Raw genomic sequence first — 14280 nt, 5'->3', positions numbered from 1 at the left:
AGTCCTTCACCGGGAGGGGAGAGACCACCGTCATGGCATCTCAGCGAGGACTCGGTGTGGCCGTCGTCGGCACCGGGAAGATGGGCGCGGACCATGTGCGCCGGCTCCACGAGGTCATCAGCGGGGCGCGGGTGACGGCCGTCGCCGACATCGAACCGGAGCGGGCGAAGGCCCTTGCCGCCACGATCGACGGCTGCACGGCCTACACGGAACCGGCGGCCGCCATGGCGTCGGGAGAGGTGGACGCCGTACTCATCGCCTCTCCCGGCCCCGCCCACGAGGCAGCCCTCGTGGACGCACTCGGCCATGATCTGCCGGTGCTGTGCGAGAAGCCGATGACTCCGGACACGGCCTCTTCCCTGCGGATCCTGGAGGCGGAGCAGCGGCTCGGGCACCGGCGCATCCAGGTGGGCTTCATGCGCCGCTACGACGCCGAGTACGTCAAGCTCAAAGAGCTCCTCGACAGCGGCGAGCTGGGCGCGGCGCTGATGCTGCACCAACGCCACCGCAACCTGGCCATGCCCCCGGGCTTCACCGACGAGATGCTCATCACCAGCTCGGTCTCCCACGAGGTGGACGCGACCCGCTGGCTGCTCGGCCAGGAGATCGCGGCGGTCACCGTGCACAAACCGAGGGCGACGTCGCTCGCCCCGGCCGGCATGAACGACCCGCAGTTCATCCTCCTGGAGACCGTGTCGGGCGCGCTCGTCGACGTCGAGATCTTCGGCCACTGCGGATACGGCTACCAGGTCCAGGCCGAGGCGGTCTGCGAGCGGGGCACCGTGCGCATCGGGGACGAACAAGGACCCCGGGTGAGCGCCGACGGCCGCTGGGGAGGCCACGTCCCGCCGGACTACGTCGAGCGCTTCGAGGACGCCTACGACCGCGAGGTGCAGGCCTGGGTGGATGCCACCCGCAGAGGTGAGATCACCGGCCCCAGCGCCTGGGACGGTTACGCCACCGCGGCCGTCTGCGAGGCGGGCGTCGCCTCCCAGCGGGAGGGCGGGCGCATCCAGGTCGAGCTGGCCGAACGCCCGGACTTCTACGGCTAGACGGCCGGCCGTCCGCCGCCGGACGGCGCGGCGGGACTGTGGGGGCGGCACCGAATCGGTGCCGCCCCCACAGTCCCGCAGTCCTCGCGGCGCCTACGGGCGGACCGTGAGCACCAGCTTGCCCGTGACGCGGCCCGTCTCGCCCTCCGCGTGCGCCTTGGCGGCCTCCGAGAGGGGGTAGGTGTCCGAGACGTGGACCCGCAGCTGTCCGGACTCGGCGAGTGCCGCCACGGCCGCCATGCCCGCCTGGTCGTGCTCCACCAGCATGTCCGTGGCCCGCACGCCCAACGCGGCGGCGCGCTCGGCAACTTCGCCGAAGTTGCCCGGCAGGATCGACACCAGGATGCCGCCGGGCCGCAGCACCTCCAGGGAGCGCAGCCGGTCCTCGCCGCCCAGCGGGTCGAGGACCACGTCGATGTCACGGGCCTCCTTCACGAAGTCGGCGCTGCGGTAGTCGATGACCTCGTCGGCGCCCAGGCCGCGCACGAAGTCGTGCTTGGCGGCCGATGCCGTGCCGATGACGTACGCGCCGCGCGCCTTGGCGATCTGCACGGCCACGTGGCCCACGCCCCCGGCCGCGGCGTGCACCAGCACCCGCTGCCCCGGCTCCACTTGGGCGTTGTCGACCAGGGCCTGCCAGGCGGTCAGGGAAACCAGCGGCAGCGCGCCCGCCTCTACGTGGCTCAACCCTGCGGGCCTGGGTACGAAGGCGCGGGTGGGACCGGTCACGTACTCGGCGTGCGAACCGGCGCCGTACGGATACGGCAGCATGCCGAACACCTCGTCGCCCGGCTCGAACAGCGAGACGCCGATGCCGACCGCCTCGACGACGCCCGACACGTCCCAGCCGAGCGTGAACGGCGGCTCACCCAGAAAGGCGCCGAACCTGCGGTGCTTCCAGTCGGTGGGGTTCACGCCCGCCGCGTGCACGGCGACGAGGATCTGGCCGACGCCGGGCTCGGGGCGGGCGACCTCGATCTCCTTGAGCACCTCGGGGTCGCCGAGGACGTCCTGGCTGATGGCCCGCATGGTCGGCCGGGTCGGTTCGGTGGGCTGAGAGGCGGTGTTGTTGGTCATGGGTCCAGCCTGCGGCAAGGGGCTGACCTGGGCAATGGCAAGATTGCCATTAAGCGATAGGATCGTGCCATGGCTTCGATGCAATTCCTCGCCGATCGCCCGCACCGCGTGGTCGTCCTCGCCCTCGACGGCGTCTACCCCTTCGAGCTGGGCATCCCGAACAGGGTCTTCTCGTTGGTCCCAGGGGCTTACGAGGTGGTGACCTGCGCGGCGACGGAGGAACGCACGGTGGCCACCAACGCCGACTTCACCATCACCGTCGGGCACGGCCCCGAGGCGCTGGCGAGCGCCGACACGGTGGTCATGCCGCCGTACGACCTGCGGTACATCACCGCAGGCCTGTCGGAGCCGGTGCGCGACGCGCTCGCCCGGGTCAGGCCCGGCACGCGGTTCGTGTCCATCTGCACGGGGGCGTTCACGCTGGCCGCGGCCGGTCTGCTCGAGGGGCGGCCCGCGACGACGCACTGGGCCCTCGCGGACCACTTCCGGGAGCTGTTCCCCCACGTCGACCTGGATCCCGACGTGCTGTTCGTCGACGACGGCGACGTGCTCACCTCGGCGGGCGCCGCGTCCGGGCTCGACGTGTGCCTGCACGTGGTGCGCTCGGACCACGGCAGCACGGTCGCCAACCGGGTCGCCCGGCACTGTGTCGTGCCCCCGTGGCGTGAGGGCGGTCAGGCCCAGTACATCGAGCAGCCCATCCCGGACGAGGGAGCCACCGGCACCGCCGCCACCCGCGCCTGGGCCCTGGAGCACCTCGACCGGCCGCTGGCCCTGCGGGAGCTGGCCGCGCACGCCCGGATGAGCCCGCGCACGTTCGCCCGCCGCTTCCAGGAGGAGACGGGCACGAGCCCCGGCCGATGGCTGATCCAGCAGCGGGTGCACCGGGCCCGGCATCTGCTGGAGTCCAGCGACCTGTCGATCGACCGGGTCGCCGCGGAGGTCGGCTTCGCCACCGGCACGTCGCTGCGGCAGCACCTGCAGGCGGCCATCGGGGTGTCGCCGCAGATGTACCGGAAGACGTTCCAGGCGGGAGCGGCGGTGGGCGGCGCGTAGGCGCTGCCGCCACGTCGAACGGCTGGTCGGCGGGCGGCTCCCGGCGGCTCGGAGTGCTGGAGCGCGCGACACGGAGCACCCTGGACACATGCAGACCGCGCCGATAATCGTCCACGCACTCTCGCCCACGGGCGGGCGCAGAGTGACCGCGCGCGGACAGATTCTCGGCCTCGCGCACTCGGACACGGACGTGATCGAGTTCCTGCGCCGGGCCGGGTTGCCGGACGCGGAAGTACTGCTCGACGATCCGGCGTGGGTGAAGTGGCGGGGCGGCCGGGCCCACCACTACGAAGCGGCATAGCGCCCGCTCGCTCAGCCGATGATCCCGACGTCGTGGAAGAAGCGGTAGCGGTCCGGGTCGTCCGGCAGGAACCAGTGGAAGCCCTCCAGGAGGAAGACCGCCACCAGGTTCACCGCGATCACCAGAGCGAGGAAGCCGAGCACGACCCCGCCCGCCATGCCGTACACCCCTGACGTAGGCACCGTGGTGTCGGCCGTGGAGTGCGCGAAGGCCAGCACGACACCGATCGCCACCACCGAGGCCATGAAGAGGATCCACGCCCAGACGTACATGTGCAGACCCAGCACGGGCGCGCCGTACCCCTTGTCGCCCGGCAGGATGTGCAGCATCGTCTGCCGCCAGGACGCGAAGGCGCCGCACATCACGGCGACCAGGGCGAGACCCCAGCCCATCATGTAGTCGCGGCCCGCGATGGTGCCGGTCATGCCACGGCGCACGATGTACGCCGACCCCAGCGCGGCGAGCAGCATGAACATGCGCTGCACCATGCACAGCGGGCACGGATAGTCCCAGGAGATGAACTGCACGCCGAGCCCGCCGCAGACCACCCCGGTCCAGCCGACGGCGAAGAAGCAGGCGAACCAGTACTGGACCCTGCCGAGCAGGTGGGAACGGTCGGTACCCACGAGCGGGGACGTCAGCGTGCTCATCAGTAGCTCAGCCCCAGCTTGAGGCCGCTGGTGATGTGGTGGGCGAGCAGCAGGATCGTGAGCGCGAGCATGACCCACCAACCGCCGAGCAGCACGGCCCGTGACCGCTGCCGGTGAAGCGCGTACAGGGTGGCCAGGAGGCCGCCGAAGATGAGGGTGTCCATGGGCGCGGAAGGTATCCGGCGCGACGGCCCCACAGCCGCAGGCCGGTGGGGACGCGCCACCGGTCCACGGGAAGGGACCAACCCCGACCACCCCGCGCTCTTTGGTGCTCAGGCGGGGTGCGCCTCACGCCAGGCCGCCATCGAGAGGTTCCACTCCTCGCCGTCGAGCGCGGTGAGCGAGGCCGGGAACAGGCCGTCCTCCTCCTTGGCGATGTGCCGGTGCAGTTCGTCGACGGCTTCGACGAGGGTGCGTACGTCGTCGGGGTCCGACAGATCGAGAGCGGGCAACAGGGCTGCCAGCTCGCGGTGTTCGCGCTCCAGGCCCGCGATGTAGTCCGCGTACTCGGGGTCCTCGCGCATCACCGTGAACAGGCCGTTCTCCTCGCCCCGCCAGTGCGCGTCCAGCTCGCGGGCCATGGCGTCCACGAGCGTGCGTGCCCGGGCGGTGTCGCCCTGCGCCAGGGCGCGGAGCGCATCGCCCGCCGCATCGGTGACACGCTCGTGCTCGGCGATGAACTCCTTGATGAGCGGGATCTCCCGGCAACCGCAGTAGTGGCACATGAACCTGTTTCTAGGCGAGCCCCCACCCCTCGGGCGAGACGCCACGCATGTGCCGGACAACTCTGTCCCGGCCCACCCTCCCCGTGACACTCTGCGTCCATGGGGTGGGTGGGGTGGGACAGGAGAGTCGGCAGGGTGGAGCCGTGCCTATGGTGCCGCGAGCCGGTCGAGCAGACGAGTCGCTGGCGCAGGCGCAGTTACTGCTGCCGGAGTCATCACCGAAAGGGCAGCGCTTTGTCGTGGGCGTGGGACCTTCTCGACTGGCTGACCGGCTGACGGGCTGACTGGTTGATGGGCCAGCGCCGCTCCCAGGTAGGCTGCCCGCTCGCTGAGGTGCGAGAACTCGCTGAGGTGCGACAAGGGGAGCGATCATTCGCGGCGTTGCGGGAATCAGGCACAGGGGAGTGGCGGCCGTCGTCGTGCTGGCGGCCGTGCTCACGGCTGCGGGGTGCGGCACGGACTCCGCTCCCGGCGGCTCCCGGGAGGATGACCGGGCGAAGGGCTCCGAGGGCTCCCTCACCTGGGAGTTCGAGCACATCGCGGACTTCAGCGGGGAGCTCGCCGATGTCGCCGTCCTCGCCGAGGACGACATCTGGGCGGTCGCGACCGAGAACAACGGTGAGTCCAACGCCCACCTGCTGCACTACGACGGCACGAAGTGGAAGCGCGAGCCCCTGCCCGAAGCTCTCGGCGACAGCACCTACCCGCCCATTCTCGAAGAGGTGGGAGAGAAAGCCCTGTGGCTGCGGCCGCAGACCTCGCAGAACGGCAACGCCGTGAACCGCTGGGCCGAGTGGGACGGCAGCCGCTGGTCCGCGGTGCCCAGCCCCCCGCCGGGCAACATCGGGGACTTCGAGGCTCCGGGCGCGGACGACATCTGGGCGCTCGACAGCGAGCGGACCGCCCAGCACTGGGACGGCACCCGCTGGACCACGACCCGGCTGCCGTACGGCACCTCCGACCTTGCCGTGGCGGGACCGGACGACGTCTGGGCGGTCGGCAGCCGCTCGACCGGTCCCGGCACCCGGATCGAGGGCTCCGGCGAGCGGTACAGCCAGCCCGCATCGATGCACTGGGACGGCACCTCCTGGAAGGCGGTGGACACTCCGCAGGCCCGCTTCGAGGAGCCGCTCCCGCCGGAGCCCGGCGCGAGCCTCGGCCAGGTCTTCGCGCTCGACAACGGTGAGGTGCGCGCCTACGGCAGCAATTCCTTCAACCACGGCGAAGCCGAGAACGAACCCGCGGACGAGTTCATCCGGCTGCGCCGGGACGGCTCGAAGTGGGTCGACCAGAAGGACGCGCCCGGCGGATGCGCGCTGCGGACCCCGGTGGGGCAGGACGACAAGGGGCTGTTCCTCGACGGGAACTGGTACCTGACCGATGACGGCCGGTGCGTGAAGATCGAGCGCCATCGCCTGCCCCTGTCGACAGGGGCCCGCAAGGGGTCGAATCAGTCGCTGTGGCTGAAGGAGATCCACCGGGTGCCCGGCACCGGCGAATGGCTGGGTGCCGGGCACGTCCAGGTCAACCAGTCCGGAGACCCCTTCGGTGCCCCCGTCGTCGTACGCCTGAAGCGTGGCGGCTGACCTTCCGGCCGCACTGCCGGGAGTGGCTACGCGTCGGCCCCGTACGTTCCGTACTCCGGAAGCCCCGTCGACTCGTAGACGTGAATCGCCAGCCCGCCCGGAGTCGTCGCGTTGCTCAGGAGCCGCAGTCCGGCCGGCGCACCGCCGTCCGGCAGCAGGCGGCGGCCCGTGCCCACGACGACGGGGGCGATCGCCAGGCGCAGCTCGTCGACCAGACCGGCGGCCAGCAGGGACTGGCCCAGCCGCCCGCTGCCGTGGATCTGCAGCTCACGGCCGGGCTGCCGCTTCAGCTCGGCGACCTGGGCGGGGATGTCGCCGGACAGGATGGTGGTCGGGTCCCACTCGGCCGTGGTCAGGCTGCGGGAGGCGACGTACTTCGGCAGCCCGTTCAGGAACGCGGCCGACGGGTGCTCCGTCATCTTCGGCCAGTCCCGCGCGAAGTTCAGATACGTACGGCGGCCGAACAGGAACGCGTCCGCCTGACGGAGCCAGGTGCCGACCAGCTGTTCGAACTCGTCGTCGAGGTGCGGCACGAACCAGCCGCCCCGGGTGAAGCCGTCACTGGTGTCCTCGTCCGGCGCCCCGGGGCCTTGGTAGACGCCGTCGAGGGAAAGGAATTCCTGCAGGACCAACCTCATCGCGCACCACTCTCCTGGCCGGGGACGTGTGCGTCCCCCTCACTCTTCAGACATCGTGCCGCGCCAAGACTCATCGGTCCGGGCGCCGTCGATTGCTTGTTCCCGGGGATCAGGCCGCCGGATGTGGCCGCCCCCGTTTGACCTGCGATGGCTGGATCAAAGCGGCTTGATGGCTTACGTACGATCCGTCCGGCGTGGCGAAGCCGTGGGCGGGGTACCGCTTCCCTCCTCAGGTCCACGGGCCATACTGGTCGGGCCCCGACCACTCACAGAACGACTCCATGGCCAAGAAAAGCAGCTCCTCGACCACCGTCCCCGACACCGCGTGGCTGGGGCGCGGGCGCCACCTCGGGCCCGAGCCCGAGCAGGATGTCCGGCGCAACCTGATCGCCCTCAAGGCGGCCGGGGTGCTCGACGACTTCCTGGACCTCGACCCCGTCGAGGCGGCCCGCTCCACCGTCCTGCACCCGCGGGACGAGTCAGCCGACCCCGGCCCGGCCTCCCGCCGCCTCTTCGAGGCGCGATGGCGGGTGGCGGACGACATCACGGTCCGCGCCCAGCTGACCCTGTACGACCCCGAGACCCGCCGCAAGGAAGGTGAGGGCGTCACCTGGGTCCTCGCCGCCGAGGCGGAGCGGGCCTGGGACGCGCACTGGCCCTCGCCCGCCCTCATGTTCTGGCCCGACAGCGACCGGGTCGCCTGGGACCACGACACGGTGCCCGGAGTGCGTCTGCGCACGACCAACCACCTGCCCAAGGACGACGACGAGCTGCGCCACCGGCTGCGGGACTGCACCCGCCAGAGCTGGTACATCCACCTCGTGGTGCACGAGGCGATGACACCGGACGCGATCGGGCAGAAGCCGCTCTCGACGTTCCTGCCGCCGAGCCTGCGGCACCGGGTGGTCGAGCACCGGGGCACGCCGGAGCAGGCACAGATCGCCGACTTCGCGATGAAGCGGGAGCTGAGCGTGCGGATGCCGCGCGGCGGCGCCGTCATCCTGCCCACGGAGCCGCAGACCGCGGGGTACGACGTGGACCACATGACGGTGCGCAGCGTCTTTCTGGACGGCTCGGAACCGACCGAACTCCTCGACAGGATCAAGGAGTTCGCCGCCCTGCCGCGACCGCTGCCCGCCGAGGCCGAGCGCGCCCTGACCCGGCTGCGCCAGGGCTGGCACCTGCTCACCCCGGACGAGGAGCTGACCCACGCCCAGGACATGGTCACCAAGTACGCCGAGGCCCTTGAGGCCATGACGACCTCCCGTGACCTGTATCAGCAGGCCGCCGAAGCGGCGCAGGCCGCGCTGGCCGAGGTGACCGGTGGCGATGGTGTGCCCCGGCCGTCCGCGCCGGGCCACGTCAAGGCGGACGGCTCGCCGCTGAGCGCACTGACCAAGGCGTTCGGCCGCTTCCGGGCCCCGAACAAGTAGGCCGCGCCACCATCGCTCCGGGGGAACAGGACGTGTCGCATGGACAAGTACACGGTCAAGCAGCACGTCACACGGTTCTTCTGGCTCCCGCGCGACGCGAGACGGAAGCCCCCCACGTCCTTTCGGCGCTTGGCGGGGATCTGGCTGTCCGTCCTTGCCGTCGGGGCCGGGTTCACCGCGATCGGGTGGGACGACGAGTTCGGCGGCTCCTACCTCATGGCCGTGATGCTCGTCCTGTACGTCGCCGACGACATAGTCGAAGGGGTACGGCACCGCTGGCCGGCCGCACTGGCCGCGGTGGCCGTCCTGTTCGGCGCGGGCCGGCTCACCGGCGCCGTCCTGCCCGGCTCCCTCGACGCCGCATGGGCGGAGACCTTCGCCGCCGCCGTCGGGGTCACGCTCGGGCTGGCCGTGTCTGCCGCGATCGCGCGACTTCCGTATCCGGAGCGCCCGCGCACCGCCTGATCGGTGGTGGCGGGACGGACTCGCCAAGTGGGGCGGTTTCGTCAAGTGGGCTCATGGGACGCGGCATTGGCGTATCGGCGAGCCAAGTATGCGAAGGCGTCCTTGAGTTCACTCGGGCCGACGACCTCGATGTCGGCGTCGAACCTGCCGATGGCGGCGGCCAGACCGGGCCATGACCACGATCCCAGGACGAGCCGGCAGCGGTCCGGGCCGAGTTCCTCGACGATCCCCTCGCGGGTGTGGCGGGACACCGCCGCCGCGGGCAGGTCGAGGATCACCTCGCCCCGGCAGGGCCAGTCGCCCGAGCCGTCGAAGCCCTGGAACCGGCCTGCGACGAACGCGGCCACCTCGCCGCCGGGCACTTCGCGCGGGGTGAAGCGGGGGCCCGTGGGGATGCGTGGGGTGATCCGGTCCGCGCGGAAGGTGCGCCAGTCCTCGCGGTCGAGGTCCCAGGCGACGAGATACCAGCGCGAGCCCCACGTGACGAGGTGATGGGGCTCGGCCCGGCGGGGAGGGGGATCAGCGCGGTCGCGGTCGGTGGCCTCCGGCGGGGATACGGGGGCGTAGTCGAAGCGGAGCACTTCGCGGGCGTGCACGGCGTTGCTGAGCGCCATGAGCACCTCGCCGCTGACCTGTGGGTCCGGTGCCACGGACGGCCGCTGGACGGCGGTGACCTGAAGCGTGTCGATGCGGTGACGCAGCCGGGCGGGCATGACCTGCCGGACGGTGGTCAGCGCACGCGCAGCGGCTTCCTCGATGCCGGCGCCGGTGGTGGTGGCGATCTGGAGGGCGACGGCAAGGGCCACGGCCTGCTCGTCGTCGAACAGCAGCGGGGGCAGTTCAGCGCCCGCGTCCAGGCGGTAGCCCCCGTCAGGGCCCTTCAGGGCGACCACGGGATAGCCGAGCTCGCGCAGGCGATCGACGTCGCGCCGCACCGTGCGCGGGCTGATGCCCAGTCGCTCGGCGAGCAGCGCCCCCGGCCAGTCCCGGCGTGCCTGGAGCAGGGAGAGCAGCGAGAGCAGTCGCCCTGAGGTCTTCGGCATGACTCCATGGTGCCTGGAGAAGCGGCCACAACCTGACCGCTTCTCTTGCGAGGGTCGTACCTGCCGGACAACGAGCACGACCGAAAGGCCGATCACAGTGACCAGCACGCCCACGCCCACCCCTACGCCCACACCCTCCCCGCTCCTGGACCCCGAGCGCACCGATCTGCTCGCCGCGCTCGCCGGCGCACGATCGGCCCTGCTCAACACGGTGAGCGGGCTCAGCGACGAGCAGGCCGGGCAGCAGCCGACCGTCAGCGAGCTGTGTCTGGGCGGGCTGATCAAGCATGTCGCGTCCATCGAGGAGGGCTGGCTGCGCTTCGTCGTCGAAGGCCCGGCGGCGATGCCCCACGACCTGCCCGACGGGGTCACCTGGGAGGATCTCGCGACCGGTACCGCCCGCGAGTACCCGCGATGGGCGATCGACCATCAGAACGACTTCCGGATGCTGCCCGGCGAAACGCTGGCCGGGATCGTCGCTCGCTACGAGGACGTCGCCGTCCGCAGTGCGGAGACCATCGCCTCCGTACCCGACCTCTCGGCGACGCACCCGCTGCCGGAGGCCCCCTGGCACGAGCCGGGGGCCGTACGCAGTGTGCGCGGGGTGCTGATGCACGTCATCGCCGAGACCGCGCAGCACGCCGGTCACGCGGACATCCTGCGGGAGGCGCTCGACGGCCGGAAGTCGAGCTGAGCGAGCGGAGCCCCGGTGGATTTCCCTGGCCGGTCGGGCGGCGAGTCGCCGCCCGACCGGCCAGGTCCATGGGCTTGCTGGTCCAGCCCAAGAAACCGGCCGAACGGAAAGGCGTCACAGTGAAGACGCACGAACTGGTGAAGATGCGCGAACTGGCGGTGGCCGACCCGTCCCTGCCCCCGCGAACCGAGCACGCCGCAGGAGGCCTCCGATGACTGTCCTCAGCACCCGGGCGCTCAACCGGGCGACGCTCGCCCGGCAGTTGCTCCTGGAACGGTCCGACACTCCGGCCCTCGACGCGGTGGCGCACCTCGGCGGTCTGCAGGCGCAGGAACCGCAGGAGCCGTTCTTCGGCCTCTGGTCGCGGCTGCGGGGTTTCGACCCGGCGGAGCTCTCGGACCACCTGGTCCAACGGCGCGTGGTGCGCACTCACCTCATGCGCCGCACCGTCCACCTGGTCACCGCCGACGACGCCCTGGCCTGGCGCGCCCGCCACGACGCGATGCTGCGCCAACGGGTGTTCGGGGTCTACCGCAGTGAACTCGACGGGACGGACCTCGAAGAGCTCGCGGCAGCGGGCCGGGCCGTCCTGGCCGACGGTGAGCCGCGCTCGATGACCCAGCTCGCGCGTGAGCTCGCCGAGCGCTGGCCCGGGCCGGGGGCGCGGGCCCTGGGGGAGATGCTGATGGCCGTCGTCCCGATGGTGCAGCTGCCGCCACGCGGGCTCTGGCGCACGAAGGCAGGAGTGCGCAACGTCCCGCTGGCCTCCTGGCTGGAACGCGAGGTCGACCCTCCGTCCACGGACGGCTCCGATCCCGTGGGACAGGCGCTGCTACGGCGCTACCTGGCCGCGTTCGGCCCGGCGGCCTCCGCCGACCTGCGCGCCTGGTGCGGTCTCGCCGGACTGCCGGCCGCCGTCGCGGCAGTGCGCGAGGAGTTGATCACCTTCAGGGACGAGCGGGGCCGTGAACTGCTCGACCTCCCCGATGCGCCACGTCCGGACCCCGACACACCCGCCCCGGTGCGGTTCCTGCCGGCGTTCGACAACGCGATCCTCGGCTACCACGACCGCACCCGCATCATCGACGACGCACACCGAGGCCTGTCCGTCGCCGGTGCCCGCGTCGTCCTGGTCGATGGCCGGGTCGCCGCCACCTGGACGGCCGAGGCGGGCACGGTGACGGTCACCCCATTGGCCCGCTTCTCCCGCGCGGAACGCACGGCGGTCACGGAAGAGGGAGAGGCGCTGGCGTCTTTCCTCTCCGCCGACTCCAGCGACTCCGGTGACTCCGGTGACGACGTCCACGGCGTACGGATCGGTGAAGTCGCCTCGCCTTGACGGACAGTTCGCCGGAACCGAGTGTGGCAGGGTCAGGGGACTGCCGGCATCAGAGGGGGAACGCAGTGGCACTCGGGACGGTGGCCATCACGGGCGCGGCAGGGAACATCGGATCGGTGGCGCGTGAGGCGCTACGTGGTGAGGCGAGCCGGTTGGTGCTGCTCGACCGCGTTCCCATCCACCCGGTGGCCGACGACGAAGAAACCCACACCGTCGATCTGCGGGACGCGGCAGCCGTGGAGTCGGCCCTCTCTGGAGCCGATTGCGTGCTCCACCTGGGAGGGGTGCCGGACGAGGCTCCCCTCCCCGACCTGCTGGAAGCCAACGTGCTCGGCACCCACCACGTCCTGGAAGCCGCGCGGCGCACCGGGATCGAACGAGTGGTGCTGGCCAGCAGCAACCGTCTGACCGGCTTCTATCCCACCGGACACCTCACCGGCCCCCAGGAGCCCGTGCGTCCCGATGGCCTGTACGGGGTGAGCAAGGCGGCACTGGAGGCGCTGGGGCGGTTGTACGCCGACAAGTTCGGCCTGTCAGTGATTTGTCTGCGCATCGGCAGCTTCGAGCAGACACCCACCGAGCCACGCCACCTGGCGACCTGGCTGAGCCCACGCGATGCCGTCGGCTACATCCGGGCCGCGCTGACCGCCCCACCGACCACCCGATTCAGCGCCGTCTACGCCGTCTCCGCCAACACCCGGCGCTTCTGGGAACTCCCGGCCAGGACGGAACTCGACTACACACCCCTCGACGACGCCGAATCGCACGCGTCACACATCCCGGGCGCCGACGCACCGGCGGACCCGTCAGCACCCCAGGCCGGTGCCTACGCCTCACCCGAGTTCACGCTGAAGCACCTTCGACGCTGACGAACCTGACGTACGCGTAGGCGTGGTTGGGGGGTGGCCATCCTGAACTCCATGCCTTGGTCACCAAAAGGTTCCCCAGGCACCGGAAAGTGCGTTCTTCCACGTCAGCGGGCACTCTCCTAGGGTTTCCCAGTAACTGCTGGAGACCAAGGGGCCTTGGTCCGTAACTAGGAGACAGACAGCATGGCCATCACTCTGGTGAATCCCGACGGGCTGCCGAAGATCGACGCCTACCGGCAGGTGTCGGTCGCGACGGGGTCGAAGCTGGTGTTCCTCGCCGGGCAGGTCGCCTGGGACGCCGAGGGCGTCACGGTCGGCGAAGGTGATCTCGCCGCTCAGGTCGAGCAGTGCTACCTCAACGTCGCCACCGCCCTCGCCGGGGTCGGCGCCTCCCTCGACGACGTGGCGAAGCTGACCGTGTACGTCGTGGACTGGACTCCCGACAAAATGCCCCTCTTCGGAGAGGGAGTCGCGCGGGCGGCCGCGAAATTGGGCGTCACTCCGGTGCCCCCGGGTACGTTGGTGGGCGTCGCGGCACTGGATGTCCCCGAACATCTGGTGGAGGTCGAAGCCACCGCGGTCATCGACTGAGCGCAAGTGTCCCTCGCTCGGGGCCCGTTGTCGTAACACGGTGGAGGAGAAGAGCTGTTGATGCCATTCCGGCAGCACATGGGGCAGATGGCCGCGCGTACCTTGGCGGAGTTCCCTGAAGAATTGATCTCCGACATCTACGCGGTCACGTTCCGGATCGACAGCGTCGACCAGGACCCGAGGTTCCCGTACCTGGCGATCGGCTACAACACCGAGGCCGAGGCGGCCAGGGCGAACGCGGAGACGGCGGACACCGAGCCGTGGGAGAGCCGCTGGAACTACGCCTACTTCCCGCCGTCAGGGCTGGAGGGTGTGCGCGTCATCGGCCATGATCCCGCGCACGATCCGGTCGGCTCCGACCTGCACAGGCAGGAAGCAGTGACCCAAGGCCTCTGGTACGAGGAGGAGGACGAGGACTGCCTCTCCGAGCAGGAGCAGGACGAGCGCGGCGAAGCGCTCGCCGAACAGTTTCGCGAGCTCTGCGTCGACCTGGCGCGCCGACTCCACGAGGACGGCACGCTCGTCGGCGTGCTCGGACGCCCACTGCCGGTGATCCTCTACGACATGTTCGACCCCGACGAGATGTTCGCCATGACCCGTGCCGCCAACCCGCCTGACCTGGTCACGGAGTTCCTGAGCGAGGACCCGCAGGCGCAGTCGCAAGTCTGAGACTTGCCTCCGCCCTTACGGTTCGCAAGGCCCTCATGTCCCTTCCGGTTTCCGGGCCAGGAAAGTGGCGATCGTCCGCGTCGCGCCCTTGT

The 14280-nt window shown here is 70.9% G+C and carries 17 protein-coding genes; 11 read left to right on the top strand and 6 right to left on the bottom strand.

Features of this window, described 5'->3' with window-relative positions; all coding sequences use genetic code 11:
• Positions 1-32: 32 nt before the first annotated feature.
• Positions 33-1052 carry a Gfo/Idh/MocA family protein gene (locus tag OG302_RS03615; protein ID WP_371525336.1) on the top strand — a complete coding sequence of 340 codons (1020 nt, stop codon included), beginning with the start codon at positions 33-35 and terminating at the stop codon, positions 1050-1052.
• Positions 1053-1145: 93 nt separating this feature from the next.
• On the opposite strand, the gene OG302_RS03610 is transcribed toward OG302_RS03615, so the two are convergent.
• Positions 1146-2129, bottom strand: a complete 984-nt coding sequence (locus tag OG302_RS03610; RefSeq protein ID WP_371525335.1) for an NADP-dependent oxidoreductase — start codon at positions 2127-2129, stop codon at positions 1146-1148.
• Between the two features lie 69 nt (positions 2130-2198).
• Between OG302_RS03610 and OG302_RS03605 the strand changes: the two genes are divergently transcribed.
• On the top strand, positions 2199-3185 hold the full coding sequence (locus tag OG302_RS03605; protein ID WP_371525334.1) for a GlxA family transcriptional regulator: 987 nt from the start codon (positions 2199-2201) through the stop codon (positions 3183-3185).
• Positions 3186-3273: 88 nt separating this feature from the next.
• A complete protein-coding gene (locus OG302_RS03600) occupies positions 3274-3486 on the top strand; it encodes a hypothetical protein (RefSeq protein ID WP_371525333.1) in 213 nt (70 codons plus the stop codon).
• A gap of 11 nt (positions 3487-3497) precedes the next feature.
• Here the strand turns inward: OG302_RS03600 and OG302_RS03595 are convergent, their stop codons facing one another.
• From OG302_RS03595 to OG302_RS03585, 3 genes are all read right to left on the bottom strand, one after another.
• On the bottom strand, positions 3498-4136 hold the full coding sequence (locus tag OG302_RS03595; RefSeq protein WP_371525332.1) for a disulfide bond formation protein B: 639 nt from the start codon (positions 4134-4136) through the stop codon (positions 3498-3500).
• Positions 4136-4300, bottom strand: a complete 165-nt coding sequence (locus OG302_RS03590; RefSeq protein WP_371525331.1) for a DUF5993 family protein — start codon at positions 4298-4300, stop codon at positions 4136-4138. The genes OG302_RS03595 and OG302_RS03590 overlap by 1 nt, the downstream gene beginning before the upstream one ends.
• A gap of 108 nt (positions 4301-4408) precedes the next feature.
• Positions 4409-4861 carry a hemerythrin domain-containing protein gene (locus OG302_RS03585; RefSeq protein ID WP_371525330.1) on the bottom strand — a complete coding sequence of 151 codons (453 nt, stop codon included), beginning with the start codon at positions 4859-4861 and terminating at the stop codon, positions 4409-4411.
• A 404-nt stretch (positions 4862-5265) separates the two neighbouring features.
• Between OG302_RS03585 and OG302_RS03580 the strand changes: the two genes are divergently transcribed.
• The gene (locus OG302_RS03580) at positions 5266-6447 is read left to right on the top strand and encodes a hypothetical protein (RefSeq protein WP_371525329.1); all 1182 of its coding nucleotides are present in this window, start codon (positions 5266-5268) and stop codon (positions 6445-6447) included.
• 26 nt (positions 6448-6473) lie between these two features.
• Here OG302_RS03580 and OG302_RS03575 read toward each other — a convergent pair whose 3' ends face one another.
• Positions 6474-7085, bottom strand: coding sequence for a dihydrofolate reductase family protein (locus OG302_RS03575; RefSeq protein ID WP_371525328.1), 612 nt, complete (start codon positions 7083-7085; stop codon positions 6474-6476).
• A 281-nt stretch (positions 7086-7366) separates the two neighbouring features.
• On the opposite strand from OG302_RS03575, the gene OG302_RS03570 reads away from it, so the two are divergent.
• Together OG302_RS03570 and OG302_RS03565 are read left to right on the top strand one after the other, a co-directional pair.
• On the top strand, positions 7367-8518 hold the full coding sequence (locus tag OG302_RS03570; RefSeq protein WP_371525327.1) for a hypothetical protein: 1152 nt from the start codon (positions 7367-7369) through the stop codon (positions 8516-8518).
• A 39-nt stretch (positions 8519-8557) separates the two neighbouring features.
• Entirely contained in the window at positions 8558-8983 is a 426-nt protein-coding gene (locus tag OG302_RS03565) for a hypothetical protein (RefSeq protein ID WP_371525326.1), read from the top strand.
• Between the two features lie 41 nt (positions 8984-9024).
• On the opposite strand, the gene OG302_RS03560 is transcribed toward OG302_RS03565, so the two are convergent.
• The gene (locus OG302_RS03560; RefSeq protein WP_371525325.1) at positions 9025-10026 is read right to left on the bottom strand and encodes a helix-turn-helix transcriptional regulator; all 1002 of its coding nucleotides are present in this window, start codon (positions 10024-10026) and stop codon (positions 9025-9027) included.
• Positions 10027-10117: 91 nt separating this feature from the next.
• On the opposite strand from OG302_RS03560, the gene OG302_RS03555 reads away from it, so the two are divergent.
• The 5 genes from OG302_RS03555 (at position 10118) to OG302_RS03535 (ending at position 14188) form a co-directional block, all read left to right on the top strand.
• Entirely contained in the window at positions 10118-10720 is a 603-nt protein-coding gene (locus tag OG302_RS03555) for a DinB family protein (RefSeq protein ID WP_371750007.1), read from the top strand.
• A gap of 211 nt (positions 10721-10931) precedes the next feature.
• A complete protein-coding gene (locus tag OG302_RS03550; RefSeq protein WP_371525324.1) occupies positions 10932-12059 on the top strand; it encodes a winged helix DNA-binding domain-containing protein in 1128 nt (375 codons plus the stop codon).
• Positions 12060-12124: 65 nt separating this feature from the next.
• Positions 12125-12928: an NAD-dependent epimerase/dehydratase family protein gene (locus tag OG302_RS03545; protein ID WP_371525323.1), complete on the top strand. Its 804-nt coding sequence runs from the start codon at positions 12125-12127 to the stop codon at positions 12926-12928.
• 183 nt (positions 12929-13111) lie between these two features.
• Complete coding sequence (locus tag OG302_RS03540; RefSeq protein WP_371525322.1) at positions 13112-13519, top strand: RidA family protein; 408 nt, start codon at positions 13112-13114, stop codon at positions 13517-13519.
• A 60-nt stretch (positions 13520-13579) separates the two neighbouring features.
• Positions 13580-14188 carry a hypothetical protein gene (locus OG302_RS03535; RefSeq protein WP_371525321.1) on the top strand — a complete coding sequence of 203 codons (609 nt, stop codon included), beginning with the start codon at positions 13580-13582 and terminating at the stop codon, positions 14186-14188.
• The last annotated feature ends 92 nt before the right edge of the window (positions 14189-14280 follow it).

The sequence above is a fragment of the Streptomyces sp. NBC_01283 genome, assembly GCF_041435335.1.
Classification (GTDB): domain Bacteria; phylum Actinomycetota; class Actinomycetes; order Streptomycetales; family Streptomycetaceae; genus Streptomyces.
This window is presented reverse-complemented; position numbering and strand designations above follow the sequence as displayed.

Bases quoted from the DNA above. Each gene is read 5' to 3' on its own strand.
- OG302_RS03595 (WP_371525332.1), bottom strand. From the start codon at position 4,136: ATGAGCACGCTGACGTCCCCGCTCGTGGGTACCGACCGTTCCCACCTG.
- OG302_RS03605 (WP_371525334.1), top strand. From the start codon at position 2,199: ATGGCTTCGATGCAATTCCTCGCCGATCGCCCGCACCGCGTGGTCGTC.
- OG302_RS03540 (WP_371525322.1), top strand. From the start codon at position 13,112: ATGGCCATCACTCTGGTGAATCCCGACGGGCTGCCGAAGATCGACGCC.
- OG302_RS03590 (WP_371525331.1), bottom strand. From the start codon at position 4,300: ATGGACACCCTCATCTTCGGCGGCCTCCTGGCCACCCTGTACGCGCTT.
- OG302_RS03535 (WP_371525321.1), top strand. From the start codon at position 13,580: ATGCCATTCCGGCAGCACATGGGGCAGATGGCCGCGCGTACCTTGGCG.
- OG302_RS03585 (WP_371525330.1), bottom strand. From the start codon at position 4,861: ATGTGCCACTACTGCGGTTGCCGGGAGATCCCGCTCATCAAGGAGTTC.
- OG302_RS03575 (WP_371525328.1), bottom strand. From the start codon at position 7,085: ATGAGGTTGGTCCTGCAGGAATTCCTTTCCCTCGACGGCGTCTACCAA.
- OG302_RS03550 (WP_371525324.1), top strand. From the start codon at position 10,932: ATGACTGTCCTCAGCACCCGGGCGCTCAACCGGGCGACGCTCGCCCGG.
- OG302_RS03615 (WP_371525336.1), top strand. From the start codon at position 33: ATGGCATCTCAGCGAGGACTCGGTGTGGCCGTCGTCGGCACCGGGAAG.
- OG302_RS03610 (WP_371525335.1), bottom strand. From the start codon at position 2,129: ATGACCAACAACACCGCCTCTCAGCCCACCGAACCGACCCGGCCGACC.
- OG302_RS03560 (WP_371525325.1), bottom strand. From the start codon at position 10,026: ATGCCGAAGACCTCAGGGCGACTGCTCTCGCTGCTCTCCCTGCTCCAG.
- OG302_RS03600 (WP_371525333.1), top strand. From the start codon at position 3,274: ATGCAGACCGCGCCGATAATCGTCCACGCACTCTCGCCCACGGGCGGG.
- OG302_RS03570 (WP_371525327.1), top strand. From the start codon at position 7,367: ATGGCCAAGAAAAGCAGCTCCTCGACCACCGTCCCCGACACCGCGTGG.
- OG302_RS03565 (WP_371525326.1), top strand. From the start codon at position 8,558: ATGGACAAGTACACGGTCAAGCAGCACGTCACACGGTTCTTCTGGCTC.